15 protein-coding genes are annotated in these 22,274 nt (G+C 42.6%); 8 read left to right on the top strand and 7 right to left on the bottom strand.

Going from position 1 to position 22,274, the window contains the following annotated elements; translation table 11 throughout:
- Positions 1-81 precede the first annotated feature (81 nt).
- On the top strand, positions 82-1,503 hold the full coding sequence (locus tag OCV39_RS08340) for an aminotransferase-like domain-containing protein (RefSeq protein WP_261888270.1): 1,422 nt from the start codon (positions 82-84) through the stop codon (positions 1,501-1,503).
- A 2-nt stretch (positions 1,504-1,505) separates the two neighbouring features.
- On the opposite strand, the gene OCV39_RS08335 is transcribed toward OCV39_RS08340, so the two are convergent.
- Positions 1,506-2,066, bottom strand: coding sequence for a TetR/AcrR family transcriptional regulator (locus OCV39_RS08335; RefSeq protein WP_261888269.1), 561 nt, complete (start codon positions 2,064-2,066; stop codon positions 1,506-1,508).
- Between the two features lie 108 nt (positions 2,067-2,174).
- Here OCV39_RS08335 and OCV39_RS08330 point away from each other — a divergent pair, with 108 nt between their 5' ends.
- From OCV39_RS08330 to OCV39_RS08320, 3 genes are all read left to right on the top strand, one after another.
- Entirely contained in the window at positions 2,175-2,630 is a 456-nt protein-coding gene (locus tag OCV39_RS08330; protein WP_261888268.1) for an HPP family protein, read from the top strand.
- A 291-nt stretch (positions 2,631-2,921) separates the two neighbouring features.
- On the top strand, positions 2,922-3,530 hold the full coding sequence (locus tag OCV39_RS08325) for a TetR/AcrR family transcriptional regulator (protein ID WP_261888267.1): 609 nt from the start codon (positions 2,922-2,924) through the stop codon (positions 3,528-3,530).
- A gap of 270 nt (positions 3,531-3,800) precedes the next feature.
- Entirely contained in the window at positions 3,801-5,327 is a 1,527-nt protein-coding gene (locus tag OCV39_RS08320) for a protein adenylyltransferase SelO (protein WP_261888266.1), read from the top strand.
- A gap of 112 nt (positions 5,328-5,439) precedes the next feature.
- Here the strand turns inward: OCV39_RS08320 and OCV39_RS08315 are convergent, their stop codons facing one another.
- From OCV39_RS08315 to OCV39_RS08305, 3 genes are all read right to left on the bottom strand, one after another.
- Complete coding sequence (locus tag OCV39_RS08315; protein WP_261888265.1) at positions 5,440-8,265, bottom strand: Hsp70 family protein; 2,826 nt, start codon at positions 8,263-8,265, stop codon at positions 5,440-5,442.
- A gap of 142 nt (positions 8,266-8,407) precedes the next feature.
- Complete coding sequence (locus OCV39_RS08310) at positions 8,408-10,348, bottom strand: Hsp70 family protein (RefSeq protein WP_261888264.1); 1,941 nt, start codon at positions 10,346-10,348, stop codon at positions 8,408-8,410.
- A complete protein-coding gene (locus OCV39_RS08305; protein ID WP_261888263.1) occupies positions 10,348-10,980 on the bottom strand; it encodes a DUF2760 domain-containing protein in 633 nt (210 codons plus the stop codon). Before OCV39_RS08305 ends, OCV39_RS08310 begins: the two co-directional genes overlap by 1 nt.
- A 362-nt stretch (positions 10,981-11,342) precedes the next feature.
- On the opposite strand from OCV39_RS08305, the gene OCV39_RS08300 reads away from it, so the two are divergent.
- Positions 11,343-12,881, top strand: coding sequence for a sensor domain-containing diguanylate cyclase (locus OCV39_RS08300; protein ID WP_261888262.1), 1,539 nt, complete (start codon positions 11,343-11,345; stop codon positions 12,879-12,881).
- Positions 12,882-12,984: 103 nt separating this feature from the next.
- Positions 12,985-13,515, top strand: coding sequence for a 3'-5' exonuclease (locus tag OCV39_RS08295; RefSeq protein WP_017052752.1), 531 nt, complete (start codon positions 12,985-12,987; stop codon positions 13,513-13,515).
- 101 nt (positions 13,516-13,616) lie between these two features.
- Here the strand turns inward: OCV39_RS08295 and OCV39_RS08290 are convergent, their stop codons facing one another.
- The 3 genes from OCV39_RS08290 to OCV39_RS08280 all read right to left on the bottom strand — a co-directional run bounded on the left by OCV39_RS08290 (position 13,617) and on the right by OCV39_RS08280 (position 16,640).
- Positions 13,617-14,066, bottom strand: coding sequence for a tellurite resistance TerB family protein (locus tag OCV39_RS08290; RefSeq protein ID WP_017052751.1), 450 nt, complete (start codon positions 14,064-14,066; stop codon positions 13,617-13,619).
- Positions 14,067-14,236: 170 nt separating this feature from the next.
- Positions 14,237-16,147, bottom strand: a complete 1,911-nt coding sequence (locus tag OCV39_RS08285; protein ID WP_261888261.1) for an alkaline phosphatase D family protein — start codon at positions 16,145-16,147, stop codon at positions 14,237-14,239.
- Positions 16,148-16,271: 124 nt separating this feature from the next.
- On the bottom strand, positions 16,272-16,640 hold the full coding sequence (locus OCV39_RS08280; protein WP_136993843.1) for a VC1380 family protein: 369 nt from the start codon (positions 16,638-16,640) through the stop codon (positions 16,272-16,274).
- A gap of 181 nt (positions 16,641-16,821) precedes the next feature.
- Here OCV39_RS08280 and OCV39_RS08275 point away from each other — a divergent pair, with 181 nt between their 5' ends.
- Both OCV39_RS08275 and hrpA read left to right on the top strand, forming a co-directional pair.
- Positions 16,822-18,087: a MipA/OmpV family protein gene (locus OCV39_RS08275; protein ID WP_261889497.1), complete on the top strand. Its 1,266-nt coding sequence runs from the start codon at positions 16,822-16,824 to the stop codon at positions 18,085-18,087.
- A 169-nt stretch (positions 18,088-18,256) separates the two neighbouring features.
- A complete protein-coding gene (gene hrpA, locus OCV39_RS08270) occupies positions 18,257-22,216 on the top strand; it encodes an ATP-dependent RNA helicase HrpA (RefSeq protein ID WP_261888260.1) in 3,960 nt (1,319 codons plus the stop codon).
- Positions 22,217-22,274 lie beyond the last annotated feature (58 nt).

Genomic DNA, 22,274 nt, shown 5'->3' with positions numbered 1-22,274 from the left:
TAATAGATACAGAAATTGCACTTTTAGGTATAACAGATTAAAGTTCAGTGAGATGCAAAACGAATGGTGAGGTGTATTTCAGTGGCCAAATATGAAACGTTGGTTGATCAGATCCGAGAACAAATAAAAAGTAACATTTGGCGAGTGGGGGATAAGTTACCTTCATTACGTAAACAGACTGAAACGACAGGCATGAGCCTAATGACAGTGCTACATGCTTATCAGGTTTTAGAAAGCCAAGGCTGGATTGTCTCTCATGCTCGATCTGGTTACTTTGTTGCGCCGAAAATTCAGAATTCGAATCCAATATCCAAACGTTCCAATGCGACGGTGTCTAAAGCGGAAGAAATAGATATTAATGATTTTGTGTTTGATGTTTTAAAAGCGAATCGAACCCCTTATACCGTCGATTTTGGCTCGGTTTACCCCGATCCGAGTTTGTATCCGCGAAACCAAGTTAATAAATCGCTCACCAGTGCGGTGAGTCATATGCCTACGTCCAGTGCGTTAGATAATCTGCCACCAGGCAACAAAGGGTTACGCCAAATTATCGCAAAACGGTATGCCGCAGAAGGCATGAATGTACACCCTGATGAAATTGTAATCACGGCGGGCGCGTTGGAAGCGTTGAACTTAAGTTTACAAGCGGTGACACAAGCTGGGGACTGGGTTGTGGTGGAATCTCCAACGTTCTATGGTGCACTTCAATCACTGCAAAGGCTTAACTTAAGAGCATTGTCGATCAGAACGCATCCAACAGATGGAATCGATCTTGACTCATTAGAAGATGTACTTAAATCACATACGGTTAAGGCATGTTGGTTGATGACTAATCAGCAGAACCCGCTGGGTTGTACATTATCAAATGATAAAAAGGCCCGTTTAATGGCTTTGCTAGCGGAGTATAACGTCTACTTGATTGAAGATGATGTGTATAGCGAACTCTATTACGGTAGTCAAAAGCCCTTACCTGCAAAAGCGTTTGATCAAAATGGAATGACGATGCACTGTTCATCTTTTTCTAAAACGCTTGTCGCTGGGTTTCGTATTGGTTGGGTAGCCGCTGGAAAAATGGCGTTACCAATTCAAAAGCTTCAGATGATGAGTACTTTATCTGCTAGTGCACCTATTCAATTAGCACTTGAAAAGTACCTTTCCGCTCGTAACTATGAAAATCATTTGCGCCAATTACGAAGAAAACTTGAACAGCGTAAATTTGCTGTCTGGCAGATGCTGTGCGCAGAGATGCCAGCGAGTGTGAATATTAATTATTCGGAAGGTGGTTACTTCTTGTGGATTGAGCTTCCAGATCATGTGGATGCGACCGTCTTATATCAGCAAGCATCCAAGGAGAATATCAGTATTGCTCCGGGTAGAATGTTCTCTCTGAATAATGAATTCGATCACTGCTTCCGCCTTAACTCTTCGTTTGAATGTTCGCTAATTCAAGAGAGAGCAATAAAGCGATTGGCGGAGTTAATTCAAAAAATGTTAGAACAATAATCTTATGGTTTAGGCTCGATTAAAGACGTCAGTATCCGCTTACTTTTTTCACACACGTCAGAGCCTTCCCCCGTCATATGGACGGTTGTAATTGCGCCCTCCTTCATAATGCAAATAGCATCAAGAAGAGTCGATGAATTGCAAGTCAGTTTCTGTTCAATCAGTGCTCTCACTTCTGTTTTGTGAAATGAACAGTACTTCACAATATCACTCTGAATTGCACTGAATTCTGCCGCGGTGTTGATGAAAAAACACCCTCTAAACTTGCCTAATACTTCGGATTTATTGGTAAACCAAGACTCTAAACCATCAAAAAGCAGGTTGATCACTTGTTGATCTGACCGTGCATCTTTTAATACATCTTTCAACCATGACATGAAATTAGTGTGCCGCTTTTGGAGAGTAGCGACGATAAGTGCGTCCTTACTTTCAAAATGGCTGTACATCGTTCTTTTAGCAACGCCAGACACTTTCAGAATTTCATTGATTCCGATTTCGTGAACACCTTGATAATAAAAAAGATCCAATGCTGTAGTGACGAGTTGCTCACGCTTTTTACTCATAGACTTCTCGATTAGGACAAATGGATGATGATATGAGTTTGACAAAAGTAGACTGACTTGTCTATATTAAAATGGAGACAGAGCGGTCTACTTTTTTGAGAGGTTAAAATGAACAATTATTGGATTTCATGTATTGCTGGTGTGGGAGCGGCGTTGGCTATTGGGTTGCTTACTCATATAGAAGCATCAATGACAGAGCTTGCACTGGTTATGGCTCCATTTGGTGCAACAACGGTTCTTGTATTTGGCTTGCCTAGTAGCCCTTTGGCACAACCAAAGAACGTTATATTCGGTCATCTAATTACGGCTTTGATTGGTGTGGTTTTCACTCAATTTGTAGGCGTAACACCTATGACTCTTGCGATCGCGACAGGAATTGGGGTATCAGTCATGCTGTTAACAAAGACAACTCACCCACCAGCAGGAGCAAATCCAATGTTGATTATGTTGTCTGGGCAGGGGTGGTCATTTCTTATTACCCCCGTACTGACCGGCGCTATTTTCATTGTATTGATGGGAAAAGCGTTTAATTTGGTTCAACAACGTTTAATGCAACCTGATTGAATTTAAGAACTTGAATCAAACCCAAATTGGACATGCATCCTTATGCTTGTCCTTTTTGGAGTACCAACCACAAGATTGTTTAGGATGCTGTCTTTATGACTTTTGACTACATGGTTGATCATTTCTCCTTCCAATGGGTTGTGATTTTATAAGGTTTTGAGGTTTACTGCGCGGGCATCTTTCAGTTGAGGATCGCCTAGATCAGCAAAGTTGACGTTACTAAATTCTTTACATTGAGTCAGATAATAAATAAAATACCGACCATGCGGTTTATTTTGAGTTTTGGTAAAGATGAGTGGAATAATTAGAGCTAAGCAGGGTACTAAACATAAGTCGGAGCAAGAACGACGTGCTCAAATTCTTGATTGTTCAATGGAAATGTTCATAAGTAATGGTTATCACAAAACCACTATGAAAGAAATTATGGCGTCTACTGAGTTATCAAAAGGTGCTATTTACCATTACTTTTCGAGTAAAGAAGAGATCTTTATTGGAATTGTTCGTGAGTTTGAAGTGCACCTTCGGTTGAATTTCGCCACGATTATTACCTCTAATGATCCAATACCAGATGTGAAAAATCTGATCTACACCAATTTGGATGAATTAATTCGTTTGTATCGCATGTCGATTGTGTGCCTAGAAATTTCAGAGAATCATGTGGTAAAACAAATATTTGATGGAATGTCGAGTTACATACGTGAAAGTACTACGATAGCTATAAAGAGTAAATATTCTCACTTGTCAGAAGAGTATGTCGATGATGTGGTCAGCAGTTTTTATCTGATGATGGAGGGATTATTTTCACTCGCGGCTACAGATATGTTATTCAATGCTCGTAACGAATTAGCCAAAGTATTTAGAGTTGTTGATTGCCTACTTGGTATGTCTAAAACAAATTAGATTTTCGGGATGATTTTGAAATGAAACATAAACCCTGCCCATTTTGTGAAAACAAAAAGTTATCTATTGAGTATCTATACCCCGCTTGGGGAGGAGATGAAAAAGAAGTACATATTGTGTGTGATGAGTGCGCTTCATCTTCCCCTATTTATATTTGGAATATGAGAAAGGATAAAAATAAGCCATCTAATTCTCCAGTCATCTAACTCTGTTGCTCTACAGGCTTACTACCAGTAAGGTGTCAGCATCAATGACAAAAGGAACCTTGCCATGCCAATGGATAAAACAGATCTTGCCTCAAGTGGGGGTAACTCAAATACCGATTCTTCTGTACAGATCCACTTTGATAATAGCTACTTCAATGAGCTGTCTGGTTTTTATCAATCTCAAGATGCTGAACTTGCGCCATCCCCTTCACTGATTAAATTTAATTATGCGCTTGCTCATTCGTTAAATATCGATGTTCAATCGGCCACTGATGAGCAATTAGCGACTATATTTTCTGGCAATCAGAAACTCGAAGGAGCTGCGCCTTTAGCTCAAGCCTATGCTGGTCACCAATTTGGTCATTATAACCCTCAACTAGGTGATGGCCGTGCTTTGCTGCTTGGTGAGGTGATTGATCGTGAAGGTAAAAGACGCGATATACAGTTAAAAGGTTCAGGGCGAACACCATTCTCGCGTTCTGGTGATGGCAAAGCGGCTCTTGGTCCTGTATTACGCGAGTATCTTGTGTCTGAAGCTATGCATGCGTTAAATATTCCGACAACACGCGCTCTTGCTGCGGTGATCACAGGGGAACAGATATGGCGAAATCAGGCCGCAATTGGGGCGATTGTCACTCGTACAGCATCAAGTCATATCCGGGTTGGTACTTTCCAATATTTTGCAGCTAACGGAAAGCAAGACAAAGTTAAGCAGCTAGCCGATTACGTTATTGAACGCCACTACCCACAGGCAAAGAAGACGGGTTCCCCGTATTTAACTTTACTCACGCTCATCTGTGAACAACAAGCAAAACTTGTTTCAAAATGGCAGTTGGTTGGTTTTATTCATGGCGTCATGAATACCGATAATACGACAATTTCGGGCGAAACCATTGATTATGGGCCGTGTGCATTTATGGACAGTTATGACCCCAATACGGTATTTAGCTCTATAGATTCGCAAGGTCGATATGCTTACGCTAATCAACCTCATATTGCGCAGTGGAATCTTGCTCGTCTCGCTGAAACTCTGCTTCCACTTATCTCTGACGATGAAGAAGAGTCGGTCGAACTCGCCACTAACGCATTGCAGCACTATATGGCCTGTTATCAGGAATTATGGCTGGTGGGAATGCGCGCTAAACTGGGGTTGAAAGATCAAGAAGAGGGCGATCTTGAGCTTGTTCAAGAGTTACTAAGTTTACTCAATGAGCAAGATGTCGATTTTACACAGTTTTTCCGTTCTTTGTCGCAAGTGGTAGACGGTGAGAAAAACGAAACCGAGAAACTAATTAAGCAAACTGAAGAATGGATTGCTTGGAACAATAAATGGCACCAGCGACTCGATATAAATCCAATCTCACCTGCCGAGAGAACAGAGTTGATGGACCGTCATAACCCTATCTATATCCCAAGGAACCATAAGGTAGAAGAGGCGATTCTTGCGGCTGAACAACACAATGATTTTCAACCTTTTGAACGGCTACTTAAAGTGTTAGAAAATCCGTTTACTGTCCAACCTCATTGCGAAGAGTACGCTCAACCCGCACCAAGTAGCTTCGGCGTTTACAGAACCTTCTGCGGAACATAGAGGTTTCAGCCAGGGGCTTTATTTTCGCTTGAATCAAATTAGATATAAATAAAAAGCGCAAAGTGGTGATTTACTTTGCGCTTTTTGTTTTGAAGAACAGTAAGTTTTAGCTTTAATCTTTAATCAAAGATAACCCACTTGGAAGCGCATCACCAAAGACGCGTTTCGATTCACTTTCCGATAACTCTTTTACGGTATCAACCAGTTCAATCCAAGAATCAGGCACTTTACTGGATTTGAGTTTGGTTAATACCTGCTCACGATAATCGTCCGAAATATCGAATAGGCGATCGCCTGTTTTGCGACAAATCATTACCGTTGCAAAAGCCACCATCGGCTCTTTGTTCCATTTTTGTTCCAGCAATTTCGGTAGCCATTGCTCAGCCTGTTCGCGTGGAATGACATTGTGTTGGCTGCCGTACAGTGGCGTTCGAGAAGCAAGACGACCTAATGCCCACCAATGCGCTTGAGGGTATTGTGGCTGATTGATCGCTTTACTTAAGAACCAGGTCGAGAGTAACACTTTATCTTCGACTTCAAGGTGCTCAAGCGAAGCAGCCAAACGCACCATTGCTTCGTAGCCCTTGTCTTGTGCGACTTTGGCAGACGCTGGGTTTTTCATTGCTCCGGGGTGAAGATATTTTGCAATATCAGCAAGGATAGTCTCTTGCTGCTCTTGGTTTAATCCACCCGCAATACGACGCCAAAATACCCACCAATCGCTCCAGCCTTGGTGATTTTCAAATTGAATGTTTTGCTGATAAAGCATCCAAACTTGCTCAATACGCCATGCATCGGTTGGATCACCAAAACCCGGACGCAGAGAGTAACCTGCGAGTCTTAACCAGTTTTTTTCATGCTGCTCTGAACGACGACGGCGCTTACGACCTTGCGAGAAAGTATCGAACAATTGACGTAAGGTGACAAAATCCCACTCTTCACGTTTACCTAAGCGTTTTTCTAACTCTTTAGCGAGCGTTTTGATCTCTTTCGAATCGGCACTTTTTTTGTTGCCACTGTATAAACGTGAGATTAGCTCTTTGCACTCTGGGAGGCGAGGGTGTAAATCTTGTTTCTGCTGTTCATCACTCTGTTTATTTCGAACTTCAAATTCAAGGTTCCAGCGTTTGCTCTCATCTTCGCAGCTTACGCATTCCATTTTCAAAGTGCCGACTTCGGTGAGTTGACACGCAAGTTGCACTTCCACTCGATCTTTTTGGTTGGCGTGAAGATCGACAGCATCGCCTTCAAGGGTCGAGATATAAGGTGGCAGCGGCGTAAACAGGTCAGCGTCGACTTTAACCACTGCTCCATTTTTCACTATACCTTGCTCCGCTGAAAGAACATCGTGCGTGGATGTGAGCAAATTAAATTTAACCGGTTCTCCAAGAGTCAGAGAGAAACGACGGCCTGAAAGTCGAATTTCATGTCCTTCTTCGGTCCCTTTTGCAAGAAGGCAAAGTGCATTGCCCATCTTGTTTTTCTCTTGAAGATGCAGGAAGTAAGAGCGCGCAGCGCCACCACCAATTTTAAGTTGAGCACCACGTCGAGCTTTACCAAACGCAACCGCGCCTAGTGCCACAGACCAGTCTGGATGTGGATTATCCAAAACCGTTACGGGTTCGCCTCGCCAATTTTCTAGTAACTGAGTAATCCGAGAGGTAACCAGTTCACTGTTGAACACGCCGCCGTTAAGCAATAGGCCAACTGGTATCGCAGCCTTGTCTTGATTATCCGTGTGTGAATCGAGTGAGGCTAGTGCTGCTTGAGAGACTTGCTGGTGCTGAGTTAAGAATTCAGCCACATGTTTACTCATCGCAGGATCGGCCACATAAGGCAGGCCGAACTCTACAACGGCGCTGCGGCGTTTATCCGGTACTTGGTCAAAATCAGTGAGAGGGAAGAATCCATCTAGCGCTATTTGGTGCACTTCCTGCTTCGTTAAACTGACACTTTTTGTGCCACCTAATAGTTTCGAACCACTGCCGAGCATGGTGATTTTAACTTCGTCAGGTGCACCTGTAGAGAGCAAACCTTCTTTGGCTTTACGTGTCTGCTGAATCAGTTTTGTTAAGCTTGATGCATTGAGTTTTTTGCTTTGATTGAAACGCTGCTCAGCAAGGTGAGCCAAGGCTAAATCAAGGTTGTCACCACCAAGCATTAAGTGTTCGCCAACACCAATTCGGTCAAGCCCTAGTTTATCGTCTGAGAATTTGGCTTCGATTAAACTCAAGTCGGTCGTACCGCCACCTACGTCGCAGACAAGAATCAATGGCAGTTGAGCGAGCTCTTGTGTCGCACTTGTTTGGTGCCTTGCATACCAGTCATAACAGACGGCTTGAGGCTCTTCAAGAAGCACGATTTTGCTTAAACCTGCGATGTTTGCCGCTTCTAACGTTAACTTACGAGCGGTTTCATCAAATGAAGCTGGAACAGTAACGACAACGTCTTGATCCTCAAGTTTGTTACTTGGATTGCGATAGTTCCACGCTTGGCGAATGTGGTTAAGGTAACTGGCACTCGCAATAACAGGGGAGACTTTATCGACGTCTGCCGCGCCTGCCCAGGGTAAAATTTCAGAACGACGATCAACTGCTTGATGAGAAAGCCAACTCTTGGCACTTGATACTTGGCGGCCTTCGACTTTTGCGCCTAGCTCTCGTGCCCATTCGCCAACAATAGCGTTACTGATATCACCTGAAACTGGACTATGTTCCCAAGGTAGAGTTAAGTCCGATGCTGAAATTTGACCTTGCGCGGGATGATAGCGAAACGAAGGTAATAACGGTTTTCTTACGACTTCTCCCGGGCCGACAAGTTGGTCGATATCGAAAAGAGAAACAGGGGAGTGCTGTAGATCGTCGGTGATTTCACAAAACGCGACAACGGTGTTGGTTGTGCCTAAATCGATTCCGACAAGAAAACGAGGAGATGCCATGAAGTACCTCTCTGATAATGAGCGAGTTATACGCTCATGAAACTTGGATGAATGTAAAGTATATCAATTTGAGAACGAATTAAATGAGTTACTTAGAAAAACGGCACCCTTAAGGATGCCGAATTTTTATGAATAGTCGATGTTATCCGCTTTGGCTTTGACTATCGCTATTTTGCGTAAGCGCTTCGCCTGACGCTTCATCGCGTACATCAAATTCAACGTGCCATTTCTGGCCATTATCCGCTGCAATCGCTTCTAAGTACAAAGTGCCTAGCTCGGTTACACGAGACGCTAAGGTAACAGGAACCACTTCGCCAATGTTACGCCCTTCAGATACAGGTAGCGTCACTTGAATTTCAGGTAACTCTTCCAGCTCTTCTGGCTGCCAGAAATCAAGATGAGTGCCAGCTTCGTCTTCACGGCGAGTCGTTGAACCGAAGAATTGGAAGTGAACAGGCTCGCCAATAACGAGACCGAACTGCTGGCTAGGAACTTGAACGCTTGAGCCCTCTTCCATACCAAATGGAGCAACACAAAGTGCTTCCATTGGTGGTGCCATTCCCGGAATTGCAGGCATCGCGCTTTCAATACCAACATAGTAACTAGACGCGATACCACCACGGATACGAACACCTTGGCCTCGGCGAACAGAACCATAGTAAGAGGCACCACTTGCAACGGCAAGATCCAGATCTAGACCAGAAAGCTGTTTAGCCATTTCTGTATCTGCATCAATTAACCATTCATTAATGGTGTCTGATAGGCGAGTTGCTAGCAGTTTTGATTTCAGAACACCGCCATTGAATAGCATAGCAGTTGGCTTGATGAAATCGACACTTGCAGGTTCTGCTTCCGGCATGCCTGGCATATTCGCAAACGGGTTGAACTCTTGAGCAGGAGCAGAGCCTGAACCTTGAGCATTCGCTTGCTTAGATAAGAACGCAGCGATGTGGCGTGTAATACCTGCATCTTGAGCGTAAGGTAGACCCATTTGAGTCAGTGCGCCGCGCGCTTTTTGTACTGGATGATCTGCAATACCGACTTGTGGGAAGAAACCATCGACGAGCGTTTGCTGTACTTCTTCTTGTGTCAGTTCTGTCTTCAGTGTTGCTCCTAATAATTTAGAGCCACGGCTTGGGACTACAATCGGCACCGCTTGAAGTTCTGAGTCATTTAACAGTGCTTCTTTTGCATCACGGCATGCGTGCGTCATCGCTTGAACTTGCCAAGGTTGCAACTGCTTGCCATCTTGAGCCAGTTTCATTTTTAAGCGGTAAGCGAGAGCTAAATCCATATTATCGCCGCCAAGTAGGATGTGCTCACCTACAGCGATTCGATTCAGGTTTAAATTACCATCTTCTTCTGTCACAGCAACCAATGAAAGGTCAGTCGTACCACCACCGACATCGACGACTAATACGATGTCACCAACATTGACTTCATCGCGCCATGTGTCATTGCTGTTGTCGATCCAGCTATAAAGAGCAGCTTGAGGCTCTTCTAATAGTGTTAAATGTTCAAAGCCTACGTTACGAGCCGCTTCAGCCGTTAAATCACGAGCGGCTGGATCAAATGATGCTGGAACTGTAATCGTTACATCTTGTTCAGAAAGCGGGGCATTTGGATTCGCGTGATCCCAAGCTTGCTTAAGATGATCGAGATATAATTCTGTTGTTTTTAGTGGTGATACTTTGCTGACTTCTTCAGGGCTACCTTGTGGTAGGAAGCTGTCGCGGCGATTGACACCACTATGGCATAACCAAGATTTCGCACTTGCAACCAGACGGATCGGTGTTTTGCTGCCAAGATTACGCGCAATAGCACCGACTAATGCTTTCGGTTCATGAGTCCATGGTAGGGTACGAGAACCTTCGCCCATCTCATGCTCATGAGGTTGATACAAAAATGAACCAAGTTGGCTGCGATTTTCAACGGTGCCTGGTGCGGTCAGTTGTGGAATCTCCATCACTTGAACGCGAGCATCTTCATCGTTGATGTCAAGGTAAGACAGTACGCAGTGTGTCGTACCTAAATCGATACCAACACTAAACTTAGCTTGAGTCTCAGGTTGAGAGTGTTCCATTACAGTTCAACCTCCGCAGGAGCAATGATAGAAACGTCGTAGTTTGCTGATAGTTTAGGTAAGTTAATTGCATCTGCTTTCCAGCCTTTATGCACAAGAGTACCGTTGAATGGCGCATTACCTGTAACATTGCCTGTTAAACGAACTTCTTGAGGGTTAAAGCCTTCAGCGACAGTGATGCGAGTCTCTTCATCTTCAGTGCGAATATGAGATAGCTCAACATACTCTTTCAATACTTTTTGACCGCCGGAGTGGATAACGCGCGCCGCTGCGCCAACTTCTTCATCTGTAAATGAAGTCAGGTCTTCGTTTAGGAAATCGATCAGACGCGCTTCTTGCTGCATAATTGACAGAAGTTGCAAAGCTGAGTCAGTTGAAGCCGTTGCCAGCTTTGATTCAACTTCGATCACTTTCTCTACTACTTTTTCAACTTCGATGATTTTTTCAATCTCGACAATTTTCTCAACAGGTTTTTCCACTTCGATAATTTTTTCGACTGGTTTCTCAACTATTTTTTCTATCTCTTTTGATTTGCGAGATACAGCAATGAGAAGCAGTAGTACGCTTGAAGCCAACAGGCCCGCATGTAGCATGTCAAACGTAGTTGGAATTAGGTTTAAATCGACAATCATGGTGAATTCTCTTTGGATTGATTCAATATCACGTTGAGTGTTGGTTATACTCAACGTTTGGCATAAAGGCATTTAAATCGACGGTAATATACCGAAGGCTCGCTCAAAAATGGCTTATTTTTTGCCATGCATAGCCAAAAAATAGGGGCTGAGTCTAGCATATTCAAGGGCTAAGGTTAGAAGAAATGGCCATTTACACTTATTGATTAAGCTTGTTGGGTTAAAAAGACAACAAATGTGGGTCTTTGAAGCATTCCCATATATAATGACAGTTATATAAATAGAATAATTTTAAGAATAACAACTCAGTTTTTTACTATAAATAGTTTGTAGTTAATTTTTTGCCTATTTTGGGTGGTGAAATGAGCAGTCGGAACAACATATTTTCTTTATCTAAACTTTCATCTAGCACGATTGTTTTTATTCTCGCGATGAGTGTAACTTTGGTGTGTGTATTTGTAAGTTATAAAGCGCAGACATTTTACCGTCTAGCGTCGTTCAATGATGCAGCAGAAAGGCATGTGCAGTCTCTACAGTTCGTTGTAAAAAATGATATTCAACACATTGCCGCAAGTGCAATTTTTTTCAGTGCTAATGATAGAAGTGATTGGGATAAATTTTCGATCTTTGCCAAACATACCATTGCAAACTCTGAAAGCCTTATTGGTTTGCAATGGATGGAGAAAGTGGAAGTTGACGATATTGAAAAGCATATTGATCGTGTTGGGAAAACATTTCCTGGATTTGGTATCTACACAATACCTAAGGATGGCGATGTCACTCATGGTTATATTTTGGAGGACAACGCTCCAATCTATGTTGCAACGGATATCTACCCAAGAACAAGAGAAAACGCACGTTTACTTGGTTTCTATCCTTCTCGTAAACGCTTTGAGCTGATTTTAGATGGAATCAGTCAAGCGGGTGAGCCAAACATCTCAGATAAAGTAAGATTAATACAAGATAGTTTTGATAAGTCAGCGCCTAAAAATGGCATGTTGGTCTATTTTCCTGTTTTCGAAATTGGGACATTTGATTTATTGGGCGTCGTGATTGGAGTCATTAGAACGACACCGTATTTTGAACACCTTGTCCATCGTATTGATTCTGATAACGGGTTGAAAATACGTGTCACTGATGTCGGTTTTGAGTCTGAAGATGCGCCAATTATGTACGAAAGTAAGAGTTGGGATCCGGCTGAAGACAATGTGATCCGCAAATCAATTCCTCTTTATAACCGTGAATGGGTTGTTGAGTTCCAACTTCCAAGCAAAATTACCATTAGCGATGCCGTTGTCCTAGTGGGTATATTTTTTGGTGGCTTAACGATCTCGTTGCTTTTAGCTCATATTGGTAGCCTACAATCGAGAGAAAGAGAGCGTCTCTCAATGATGTTAAAAGAGCGAACGAAAGAGCTTCAGTTCCTTGTTGAGCATGACAGTTTAACCGGCTTGCTCAATCGTCGTGCGTTCAATAGATACATTAAGAAAATGCTGAAACGTAAAGAGTCTTTCAGTTTGGTCAGTTTTGATATCGATCATTTCAAATCTATTAATGATCAACATGGGCATGTGTGTGGCGATGAGATGTTGATACATGTTTCAGATACGGTGACATCAGAACTGCATTCTGGGGATTGTTTCTATCGTGTTGGAGGTGATGAATTTAGCATTATTTGCCAGTTGACGGATGAGAAAGAACTCAAGAATTATCTAGATAGCATAAGGCGAGCGGTGGAGTCGAGTGTGTTGTATTTTCCTGGTATTGAGATTTCATGCACGATCAGCATTGGCGCTGCGCGATATGCCGGTGAAGGTTTAGAAGATATTTTACACAAAGCCGATCGTCAGCTTTACCATAGCAAAGAAAATGGCCGAAATTGTATCTCAGTTGCAGCCTAATTGAGCACTTAACTCGCATGAGGTCGAAGTTTACATTTGGCTCAGGTACAATCCGTCTTCGATGAAAGTAACGTAATTCCGAGACGCAGTAGAAAGGCCAATTATGAATCATAACCGACTTGTTTGTTTTGACTTAGAGATGTGTTGCTGGAGCAACGATGGTGTCGGAACGACGGGCGAAATTATCGAAATTGGCTTAGCTGAAATCGACATTGCGACAGGTAAAATAGTAAAACGCGCGCAGTATTACGTGAAACCTGAAAAGGATGAGATCTCACTGTTTTGTGCGGAGTTAACTGGAATTACACCACGTAAGATTGAGAAACAAGGACGCCCACTGGTTGACGTTTTAAAATCTATGTTGAAGAATTTCGGTGGCCCAAATAAAATTTACGCATCATGGGGAAGAGATGATCAAATCCTTTTCAATGAGTGCAAAGACAAAGGGTTAGATGCTCCATTTAGTGAGTTTATTAACCTTGCGACCTTGTATCGAATGCAAAATCGTTTGAAAGAGAAGCGAATTGGACATAGAGCCGCGCAAGAAGCGAAAGATATTGAATGGGAAGGTCGCCAACATTCAGGTTATGTTGATGCGTATAACTTGGCAAAATTAGCGTTAACGATGTTTTAGCCCAAATCCCTCTTTGACTATGTTGAATGACGTTATCCAACCTACAATATGAGCCTTTTCCGCTGTAGGTTGGTATGATTTTCTATTGTGTTTAGTACCTATTAGTTATTACCAATCACGTCTAATTTCGCACGAATAAACTCGCTATGATCGACGTAAAGTAATTCTGCTGCTTTGCGAATAACCGAGTCTTCTATCGGGTCAATTTCCCCATCAGCATGCGCTACTTCCCACATTCCTTTGATTAATTCGAAACGTCTTTCTTGAGATAGCTCTCTTAAGTGTGATGTGAAATCGTATAAAGAGACCGATTCCTTCACTTTTTCGTTCGCTTCTACGAGCAGATCTGCGGCTTGCTGAGCATCAATGTTAACGAGACGCTGTAATAGTCCGAGTTTTGCTTGTTGTTCTGCTTCATTGATCTGATGATCCGCGCCTGCAACTTCACAAAGTAGTGATGCAATGGCTAAATTTGGTGAGACATTGGCATTCTTCCCAAGGTCTTGTCCTTCCAAAAGTTGTTTGAAAAGCGAGGTGAGAGAATTAAACATGGTAAATGCTCCAAAAAAATATAAATGTGAGCCGTTCATTCACGACTTCTGTTGTTTTAAGTGTTAATAAGGGCTCTATTAATAAATAATGCCAATCTTGCTTAATCACAAGGGGCTTTGCGAAACTTTACCTTTTTCTGACTTTAGAGTATCAGCCATATTCGGCGCGGTTAGTCATTATCTGTCGGAGGAAAAGAGATTCGATTCCCTTCACCAGTTAGTATGGATATGTCGCTCGGCTTTCCTTCGGCATCCAGCATTAATTCACCGATAGCACTCTGATTCACTAAACGATAATAACGTTGTGAGTCTGGTGAACGTTTGGTGATTTTTAGTCGCTTTCGCTTTGTAAACCAGTTGAGCACAGAGCGCGGACTGTAGAGCAGCCTATCCATGCCATCGCAAAATTTGAGTAGGGTGGCAGGGAATTGATTCTTTATTCCGCTACAGGTTATCTGGTAAATGTTCGGGCTCGACTTCCTAAAACGAAGCTTAATGTCATAGGCAAAAGAGTAGTGAACATCACCAGAGAGAATGACGAAATTGGTTGGTGTTTTTGTATGAGTAAATATACTCAGCAGAGTATTGGCGCTGCCGGGGTGAGCCATCCAGTTTTCAGCATCAATCACAAGTGGTTGCCCGATATTGGTCATGCCTTTTTGTAGTGCTTCGATGAACTTCACGCCAAACATAGGCGCAGCAGAGACTAATATCACGGCTGGCTGGTGCAGGAGTTCATGTTGCATTTCAATGAGCGCTTCCCAATCCATTAAACCTGATGGTTTATTCATTCGAGATTCTGATCGCCAACGACGAGTTCTGGTATCTAACACGACCATCTTAGGCTGAGTGTCGATGGTATAATGCCATTGCTCAAAACGATCTAAATAGTAAATGAAGTCATCTTGAGATTGGTCATTTGGTTGATTGAAAAAATGGTGAGCATAGGCCATAAAATCCGTCGAAAACTTTTCAGGAGCATTTCCCCAGCCTTGGCATAACCAATAACTGATAAGCCCATTTCCGATAATCCGTTTTGATAGCGGATTTGATTGAGCGGCATGTTCCCAACCGACGGTTAAATTCCAATCGTCAGTAATATCATGATCGTCAAAAATCATATAAGTGGGAATGTGTGCCAATAAACGCTGTACTTGGCCCAGTCCTGAAACGAAATCATTAATATGCTTTGTTTCGTCTCGCCATACTTGCTGCCACTTAGGGGATAATTGCTGACCACCTTGAGTGAAATTAGCGTTTAGAAACCTATCCCTGTCAACGTGCTGCCATAAGGTTGGAGACCAAACCAATAGATACATGGCGAAAAATTCAGAGAAGGTGATGAGATGGTTTTCACATTCAGTCGAGCTGAAAATTGGGATCCCTTTGTGAGGAAAAAATTTCGCAAGTAAGCCATCTTCTTTAATGTAATGAGGAAGTATGGCATCACGATGGTAAAAATTTTCAGCACAGGAATAGAGTGATTGGCTGTCTGGCACCATGTCGCATGCTAGGTTTTCGTCTGGCAAGCCAAGTATATGAATCACTTGTTGAATGGCATCTAGCATTGGTCCTGCGACATGATCCGCGTAGATCTGGTCACCACTCATCATAAGAAGCGAAGGGCGATCTTCAATGCTTTGAGTCGCTACTTTTGAATCCGCAGCGACTAAACTGTCTCGACTAAAATGGTGAGGGTTACGGCAAGAGCCGTGTAATACATAATCGGCTTTGCTATTAATGCTGAAAGATACGCGAGACTCATTCGGGTACAACAGTGTTGGACAGTTATGACTTAAAGGTCCGTCTTGAGTGATTAGGTCATACTCTAAAGCGGTATCCGTTGGGAAATGACCTTTGACGTGTGCGAGGACAATCCATGCTTTCGAACCAATTTGTATTTGGCTTTCAGTACTTATATCGGCAGTGTAAAAAGGAGTTGAGTTCTCAGGGTTGTATAGATTGAATTTGGCTTTTAAGGGCTGAGTGGTGACAAGCCATAAAGTGATCTCAGAGGGTGTCGTTTTGCGTAAAATTGGCCCTGCAATAATGAAAGGTAGTGTCGATGTCTTGCTTGGCAAACAGAACTCCTAAATGAAAATGGTGGTGTCGAATACTCAAACCTAGGTACTAGTCATTGTCGTACTAACTACTGTCATACTAACCAGTGACGTTCTAGCTATTGGCGTACTAGCTATTAGCGTACTAGCCATTGTCATGCGTTAAGTTGTTATCGGGATCTTCAAGGATTTCGATTACATCTGAACTAGAAAGTTCATGTCCCATTAAAAATAAAGCGAGCATGGCGTCTGCTTTTGTTTTGGTGTCGCTAGATTCATCCAGTAATTGTTCGAATCGACTGCGTAGCATATTGATTTCATGTTCAACAAACCCACGGCCTTCTTCATCTCCCTGTGTCTCTTCTGGAGCGTTATCAAACTCTAAAAATAACAAACTCTCATTTAACTGAGTATTGATGAGCCTTTCTGGTAGCCACTCTTCCCCCATAACGATATCAGGGTCGTGACCTTCAGGAAGTGATTCGATGATTTTTTTTAATTCAGAAGCTTTCACATTTCTTACATCTGATGGACAATATTCTTTATTGTAACGGTGAAACGTACTGAATCATAAGCAAACATTGTATAAATCGGTAATAATTGAAGGATCATTACGAATTCTGCTGTTTGTTCGAGGGTTTAAAAGAATAATGCATAAACAATATCAATGTAGAGCCCTAACCGCGCTCTTAGCGATGGTGGTTTCTTGCCCATCTTTGGGTACAGAAGAACAAGAGTGGGGAATTGCGGCGATGTATCGCACGACCAGTATCCCATTCGATACAGCGGGAGGCGACCAGACCGTCAGCACCTTTGTTCCTATGATGTTTTTCGAGAATGAGTACGTCTTTGTCGATGGTATTGAGGGCGGGGTATTTCTATATAATAGTGAAGAATCCGATTGGCGGGTGAGTGCGTTAACTCGTATGCGCTTTATCGATATCCCGCAATCGGCACAAAATGCCAATGAGGGCGACACCGCTGACTTCGGTGTGCAACTCCAATATAAAATTGATGACACTTGGTCTTTTGATAGCGAGTTGATGACCGATGATGACTTACATTTCCACAGCAATTTTCGCTTAAACGGTCAGTACGAATTTGGCGATTGGGAGCTATCTCCTAGAGCGACAATTCGTTATAAAGATGCTGATTTCAACAGTCAGTACTATGCATTTAAGGATGTGACTGGTGAAAGTATCGGCGCTGGAATTGATGTTAATTTAGGCATTGATATCCGATACCATGTGATCTCAAATTTATATCTACTTGGTTCGACTAGTGTCACTCGCTTTGATGACAACGCTTTCAATTCATCGATTGTTGAAGACCGCTATCAAGGTGAGTTCTATCTAGGTTTTGGATTTTTTAACGACAAAACCGCACCGAAAAAACCGGAATTGAGCAATAAGCCTTATTTACGAGTCGCGCATGGTTGGGCAACGCCATCGAATATCGGCGACATAATGAAGCTGAATAGCGAGAAAGATAAATATAATAACCAACTGACTTCAGTCTTTTATGGTCACCCGTTGACCGACGAAGTGTTTGGCGTGCCAATTGATATCTATTTCACACCTGGTATCGCGCATCACTGGTCGTCGAAGGTTCAGTCTGGTAGTACGGAATACATCGCCGCAATAAAAGCGTTCTACACGTTTGATTGGCCTATTAAGTGGCGTTTTGGTGTTGCTGAGGGCTTATCTTACATCGACAGCATAACCTATATCGAACAGACCGAGATGGATGAGAAAGGGTATACCGCGAGTCATCTATTGAACTATTTAGACTTCTCATTTGATATTAATGTTGGAGATGCAGTGAACCAGTCCGATCTAGAAAATGTATGGTTTGGGTATTCTCTGCACCATCGTTCCGCCATCTTTGAAAATGCCTCTCAATTTGGGCGAATTAAAGGCGGTAGCAACTACAATACCATTTACATTCAATATGAATTCTAGCAAATTTTTTGACGTTTAATCTTATAAAAAAGCGTGAATGCTCAATACATTCGCGCTTTTTTGTGTTGTAACGGGATTAATTTGGAGCGGAAGGGTTATCGTATGATTGTTTATAGTTTGGCTGTGATATAATTTTGCCAGTTTTTAGTTAGTAGATATAGGACACGCTTTGACCTCGTCACAGCCCAAAGCAGAAAAAAATCCTTCTGCATCAAATAGCCCGTCAGCATCCACCAATAACGCAACATCATTACGCAAAGCATTGAGCGAATGTATGATGCGCGATCGCTTCCGATTAGGTAAGCGAATCTCTGGCGCGAGTAGAATCAAGAACGAAAAATCCAAACATGCGGTATTTGATGAGATTGCATTAGATATCGCCAAATCAATGATGGTGGCGCAAAGCCGTATTTCTCATCAGCCAACCATTGAATACCCAGAAATTCTTCCTGTTAGTCAAAAACGTGATGACATTGCCAAAGCGATTGCTGAGAACCAAGTGGTGATCATTGCAGGTGAAACAGGTTCTGGTAAAACAACCCAAATTCCAAAGATATGTAGTGAGCTTGGTCGTGGTAAATATGGCTTGATTGGTCATACGCAGCCGCGTCGTTTAGCGGCACGCTCGGTTGCCAACCGCATTGCTGAAGAGATGGAATGCCAACTGGGTGAATTTGTTGGTTATAAAGTCCGATTTAACGACCAGATTTCAGATAACACTCAAATCAAATTGATGACTGACGGTATCTTGCTGGCCGAGATCCAACATGACCGTTATTTAAATCAATACGACACCATTATTATCGATGAAGCGCACGAACGCAGCTTGAACATCGATTTCATCATGGGTTACTTGAAAGAGTTATTGCCTCGTCGTCCTGATCTAAAAATTATCATTACATCAGCAACCATCGACCCTGAACGTTTTTCCAATCACTTCAATAAAGCGCCGATCATTGAAGTATCAGGTCGAACTTACCCTGTAGACACGCGTTATCGTCCATTGGGTGGTGAAGAGAGCAGCGATCAAGATCGTGACCAAATGGAAGGCATCTTTGAAGCGGTTGATGAACTTTGTGATGAAGGTTTAGGTGATATCCTAATTTTCATGAACGGCGAACGTGAAATTCGTGATACGGCAGACGCATTAAACAAACGTAACTTACGTGATACGGAAATTGTGCCGTTGTATGCTCGTTTGTCTGCTGGTGAGCAGAATAAGATTTTCCAATCTCATGTTGGTCGTCGAATCGTACTCGCAACCAACGTGGCAGAAACGTCACTCACCGTTCCGGGCATTCGCTATGTAATTGACCCTGGTACTGCACGTATTAGTCGTTACAGTTATCGAACCAAAGTTCAGCGCCTACCAATCGAAGCGATTTCTCAAGCGAGTGCTAACCAGCGTAAAGGTCGTTGTGGTCGTGTGACGGAAGGTATCTGTATTCGTCTCTATTCAGAAGATGATTTCTTATCTCGCCCTGAGTTTACCGATCCCGAAATATTAAGAACGAACTTAGCGTCAGTTATCTTACAAATGACCGCGCTGGGTCTAGGTGATATTCAAGCCTTCCCATTTGTTGAAGCGCCCGATCAGCGAAATATTCAAGATGGTGTCAAACTTCTTGAAGAGCTAGGCGCTATCAAAGCTGCAGTTAAGAAAGGGACTTCAGATCCTAAGAAACAGTTAACACCAATAGGTCGTCAACTGGCTAAATTGCCAATCGATCCGCGTTTAGCACGAATGGTGATTGAAGCACCAAAGTATGGCTGTCTGAAAGAAGTGATGATTATTGTATCGGCATTATCGATTCAAGATCCTCGCGAACGTCCATCAGAGAAAAAACAAGCGTCAGATGAAAAACATAAACGCTTCTTTGATGAAGACTCGGATTTCATTACTTTTGTGAATCTTTGGGAACATATTAAAACCCAGCAAAAAGAGCTTTCAAGTAATCAATTCCGCAACCAATGTAAAAAAGATTACCTGAACTATTTACGTATTCGTGAGTGGCAAGATGTCTATTTCCAAATTCATCAAGCGATGCGTGAAATGGACACTAAGCTAAATAGTGAACCGGGTAGTTATCAAAATATCCATACCGCTTTGTTGGTGGGTCTGCTTTCTCATATTGGTATGAAAGATCAAGAGAAAAATGAATACCAAGGTGCGCGCAATGCTCGCTTTCACATCTTCCCTGCGTCTGGTTTGTTTAAAAAGCAGCCTAAATGGATTGTCTCTGCTGAATTAGTGGAAACGTCCAAGTTGTGGGGACGGATTATTGCCAAAATCCAACCAGAATGGCTGGAGTCGATTGCTCAACACTTGATAAAACGTAGTTACAGCGAACCGCATTGGTCTAAAAAGCAAGCTGCGGTTATGGCTCATGAAAAAGTGATGCTTTATGGGATCCCAATCGTTCCGAAGCGTCAGGTTAATTATGGCCCTATCGATCCGGTAGTCAGCCGCGAGATTTTTGTTCGAAGTGCGCTGGTGGAAGGAGAGTGGGAAACGAAACACGCCTTCTTTAAACAGAACCGTAAACTGCTGCTTGAAGTTGAAGAGTTAGAACATAAATCTCGTCGTCGAGATATTTTGATTGATGACGATGAGCTGTTTGATTTCTACGATCAGCGAGTCAGTACTGAAGTGGTGTCTGGACGTCATTTTGATAGTTGGTGGAAAAAAGCGAGTAAAGATAACCGCGAACTGCTTAATTTTGAAAAAGAGATGCTGTTCCGTGGCGATGCCAGTCATGTTACTGATTTGGATTATCCTAATTTTTGGCATCAAGATGGATTAAAGCTGAAATTAAGCTACCAATTTGAACCCGGCGACGATACCGATGGGGTAACCGTTCACGTACCACTGCCGATTTTGAACCAAGTGAGTCAAGCTGGGTTTGATTGGCAGATCCCGGGTTTACGTCATGAATTGGTGGTGAGCTTAATTAAGTCTCTACCTAAAACGCTACGCCGTAACTTTGTGCCTGCACCTAACTATGCGGATGCATTTCTTTCACGCGTGACGCCAATGGAAGCACCACTTCTTGATTCTATGGAAAAAGAACTTCGTCGCATGACGGGAGTAGAAGTACTACGGGAAGATTGGAAGTTAGAGCAGATCCCTGAACACTTGAAGGTGACATTCCGTGCAGTCGACCATCGTAAGCGTAAGCTAAAAGAGAATAAAGACCTGCATGAACTCAAAGAGAGCCTGAAAGATAAAGTTCAACAGACTCTTTCACAAGTTGCAGATGATGATATCGAGCAGCAAGGTTTGCATACTTGGAGTTTTGGTGAACTGCCAAAAGTATACAAACAAAAACGTGGCGGCTTTGATGTTAAAGCTTTCCCGGCGTTGGTTGATACTAAAGACAGTGTTGAAATAAAACTGTTTGAGACAGAAGAAGAGCAGGTCAGTGCAATGAGAGCGGGGCAACGTCGCCTTATTTTGCTGAATGTTCCATCGCCGATTAAGTATCTTCATTCGAATCTGCCTAACAAATCGAAACTTGGCTTGTACTTCAACCCGTATGGAAAAGTACTTGATCTGATTGATGACTGTATTGCTTGTGGTATTGATAAGTTAATTGAAGAGAAAGGTGGCATCGTTTGGGAGCCAACTCAGTTTGAACAACTAAAAGAACATGTTCGAGCGGAACTTGGCGATACCGTTGTTGCAGTCGCTGAACAGGTTGAGACGATTTTAACGACCGCGTTTAGTATTAATAAAAAGCTGAAAGGACGTGTTGATTTCACGATGGCATTTGCGCTTTCTGATGTAAAAGCTCAAGTAGAAAGCCTCATCTTTAAAGGTTTTGCTACCGAATGTGGTTGGAAGCGTCTCCCGGATATTCTTCGTTATATGAGAGCAATTGAGCGACGAATGGAAAAATTGCCAATCGATCCGAATAAAGATCGTTTGCATATGCTCAAAATTGAATCGATCACTAATGACTACAAAGAGTTGTTGAATAAGATTCCGAAAGGGATTGCTGTGCCAGATAATGTAAAAGAAGTGCGTTGGATGATCGAAGAACTTCGTGTAAGTTATTTTGCACAACAGTTAGGAACCCCATATCCGGTTTCAGATAAACGAATTAAAAATGCGATTGATGCCTGTTAGGTATAGATATTGCATACTATAAGTTAATAACAATTTATTGGCAGTTAGGTGGCAAAAT

It is taken from the genome of Vibrio cortegadensis, from assembly GCF_024347395.1.
Classification (GTDB): Bacteria; Pseudomonadota; Gammaproteobacteria; order Enterobacterales; family Vibrionaceae; genus Vibrio; species Vibrio cortegadensis.
Note: the sequence above shows the minus strand (reverse complement) of the source record. Positions and strands in the feature narration are given on the sequence as shown.

Bases quoted from the DNA above. Each gene is read 5' to 3' on its own strand.
- OCV39_RS08310 (WP_261888264.1), bottom strand. From the start codon at position 10,348: ATGGAACACTCTCAACCTGAGACTCAAGCTAAGTTTAGTGTTGGTATC.
- OCV39_RS08275 (WP_261889497.1), top strand. From the start codon at position 16,822: ATGGTGGTTTCTTGCCCATCTTTGGGTACAGAAGAACAAGAGTGGGGA.
- OCV39_RS08315 (WP_261888265.1), bottom strand. From the start codon at position 8,265: ATGGCATCTCCTCGTTTTCTTGTCGGAATCGATTTAGGCACAACCAAC.
- OCV39_RS08320 (WP_261888266.1), top strand. From the start codon at position 3,801: ATGCCAATGGATAAAACAGATCTTGCCTCAAGTGGGGGTAACTCAAAT.
- OCV39_RS08335 (WP_261888269.1), bottom strand. From the start codon at position 2,066: ATGAGTAAAAAGCGTGAGCAACTCGTCACTACAGCATTGGATCTTTTT.
- OCV39_RS08330 (WP_261888268.1), top strand. From the start codon at position 2,175: ATGAACAATTATTGGATTTCATGTATTGCTGGTGTGGGAGCGGCGTTG.
- OCV39_RS08295 (WP_017052752.1), top strand. From the start codon at position 12,985: ATGAATCATAACCGACTTGTTTGTTTTGACTTAGAGATGTGTTGCTGG.
- OCV39_RS08300 (WP_261888262.1), top strand. From the start codon at position 11,343: ATGAGCAGTCGGAACAACATATTTTCTTTATCTAAACTTTCATCTAGC.
- OCV39_RS08290 (WP_017052751.1), bottom strand. From the start codon at position 14,066: ATGTTTAATTCTCTCACCTCGCTTTTCAAACAACTTTTGGAAGGACAA.
- OCV39_RS08305 (WP_261888263.1), bottom strand. From the start codon at position 10,980: ATGATTGTCGATTTAAACCTAATTCCAACTACGTTTGACATGCTACAT.
- OCV39_RS08325 (WP_261888267.1), top strand. From the start codon at position 2,922: ATGAGTGGAATAATTAGAGCTAAGCAGGGTACTAAACATAAGTCGGAG.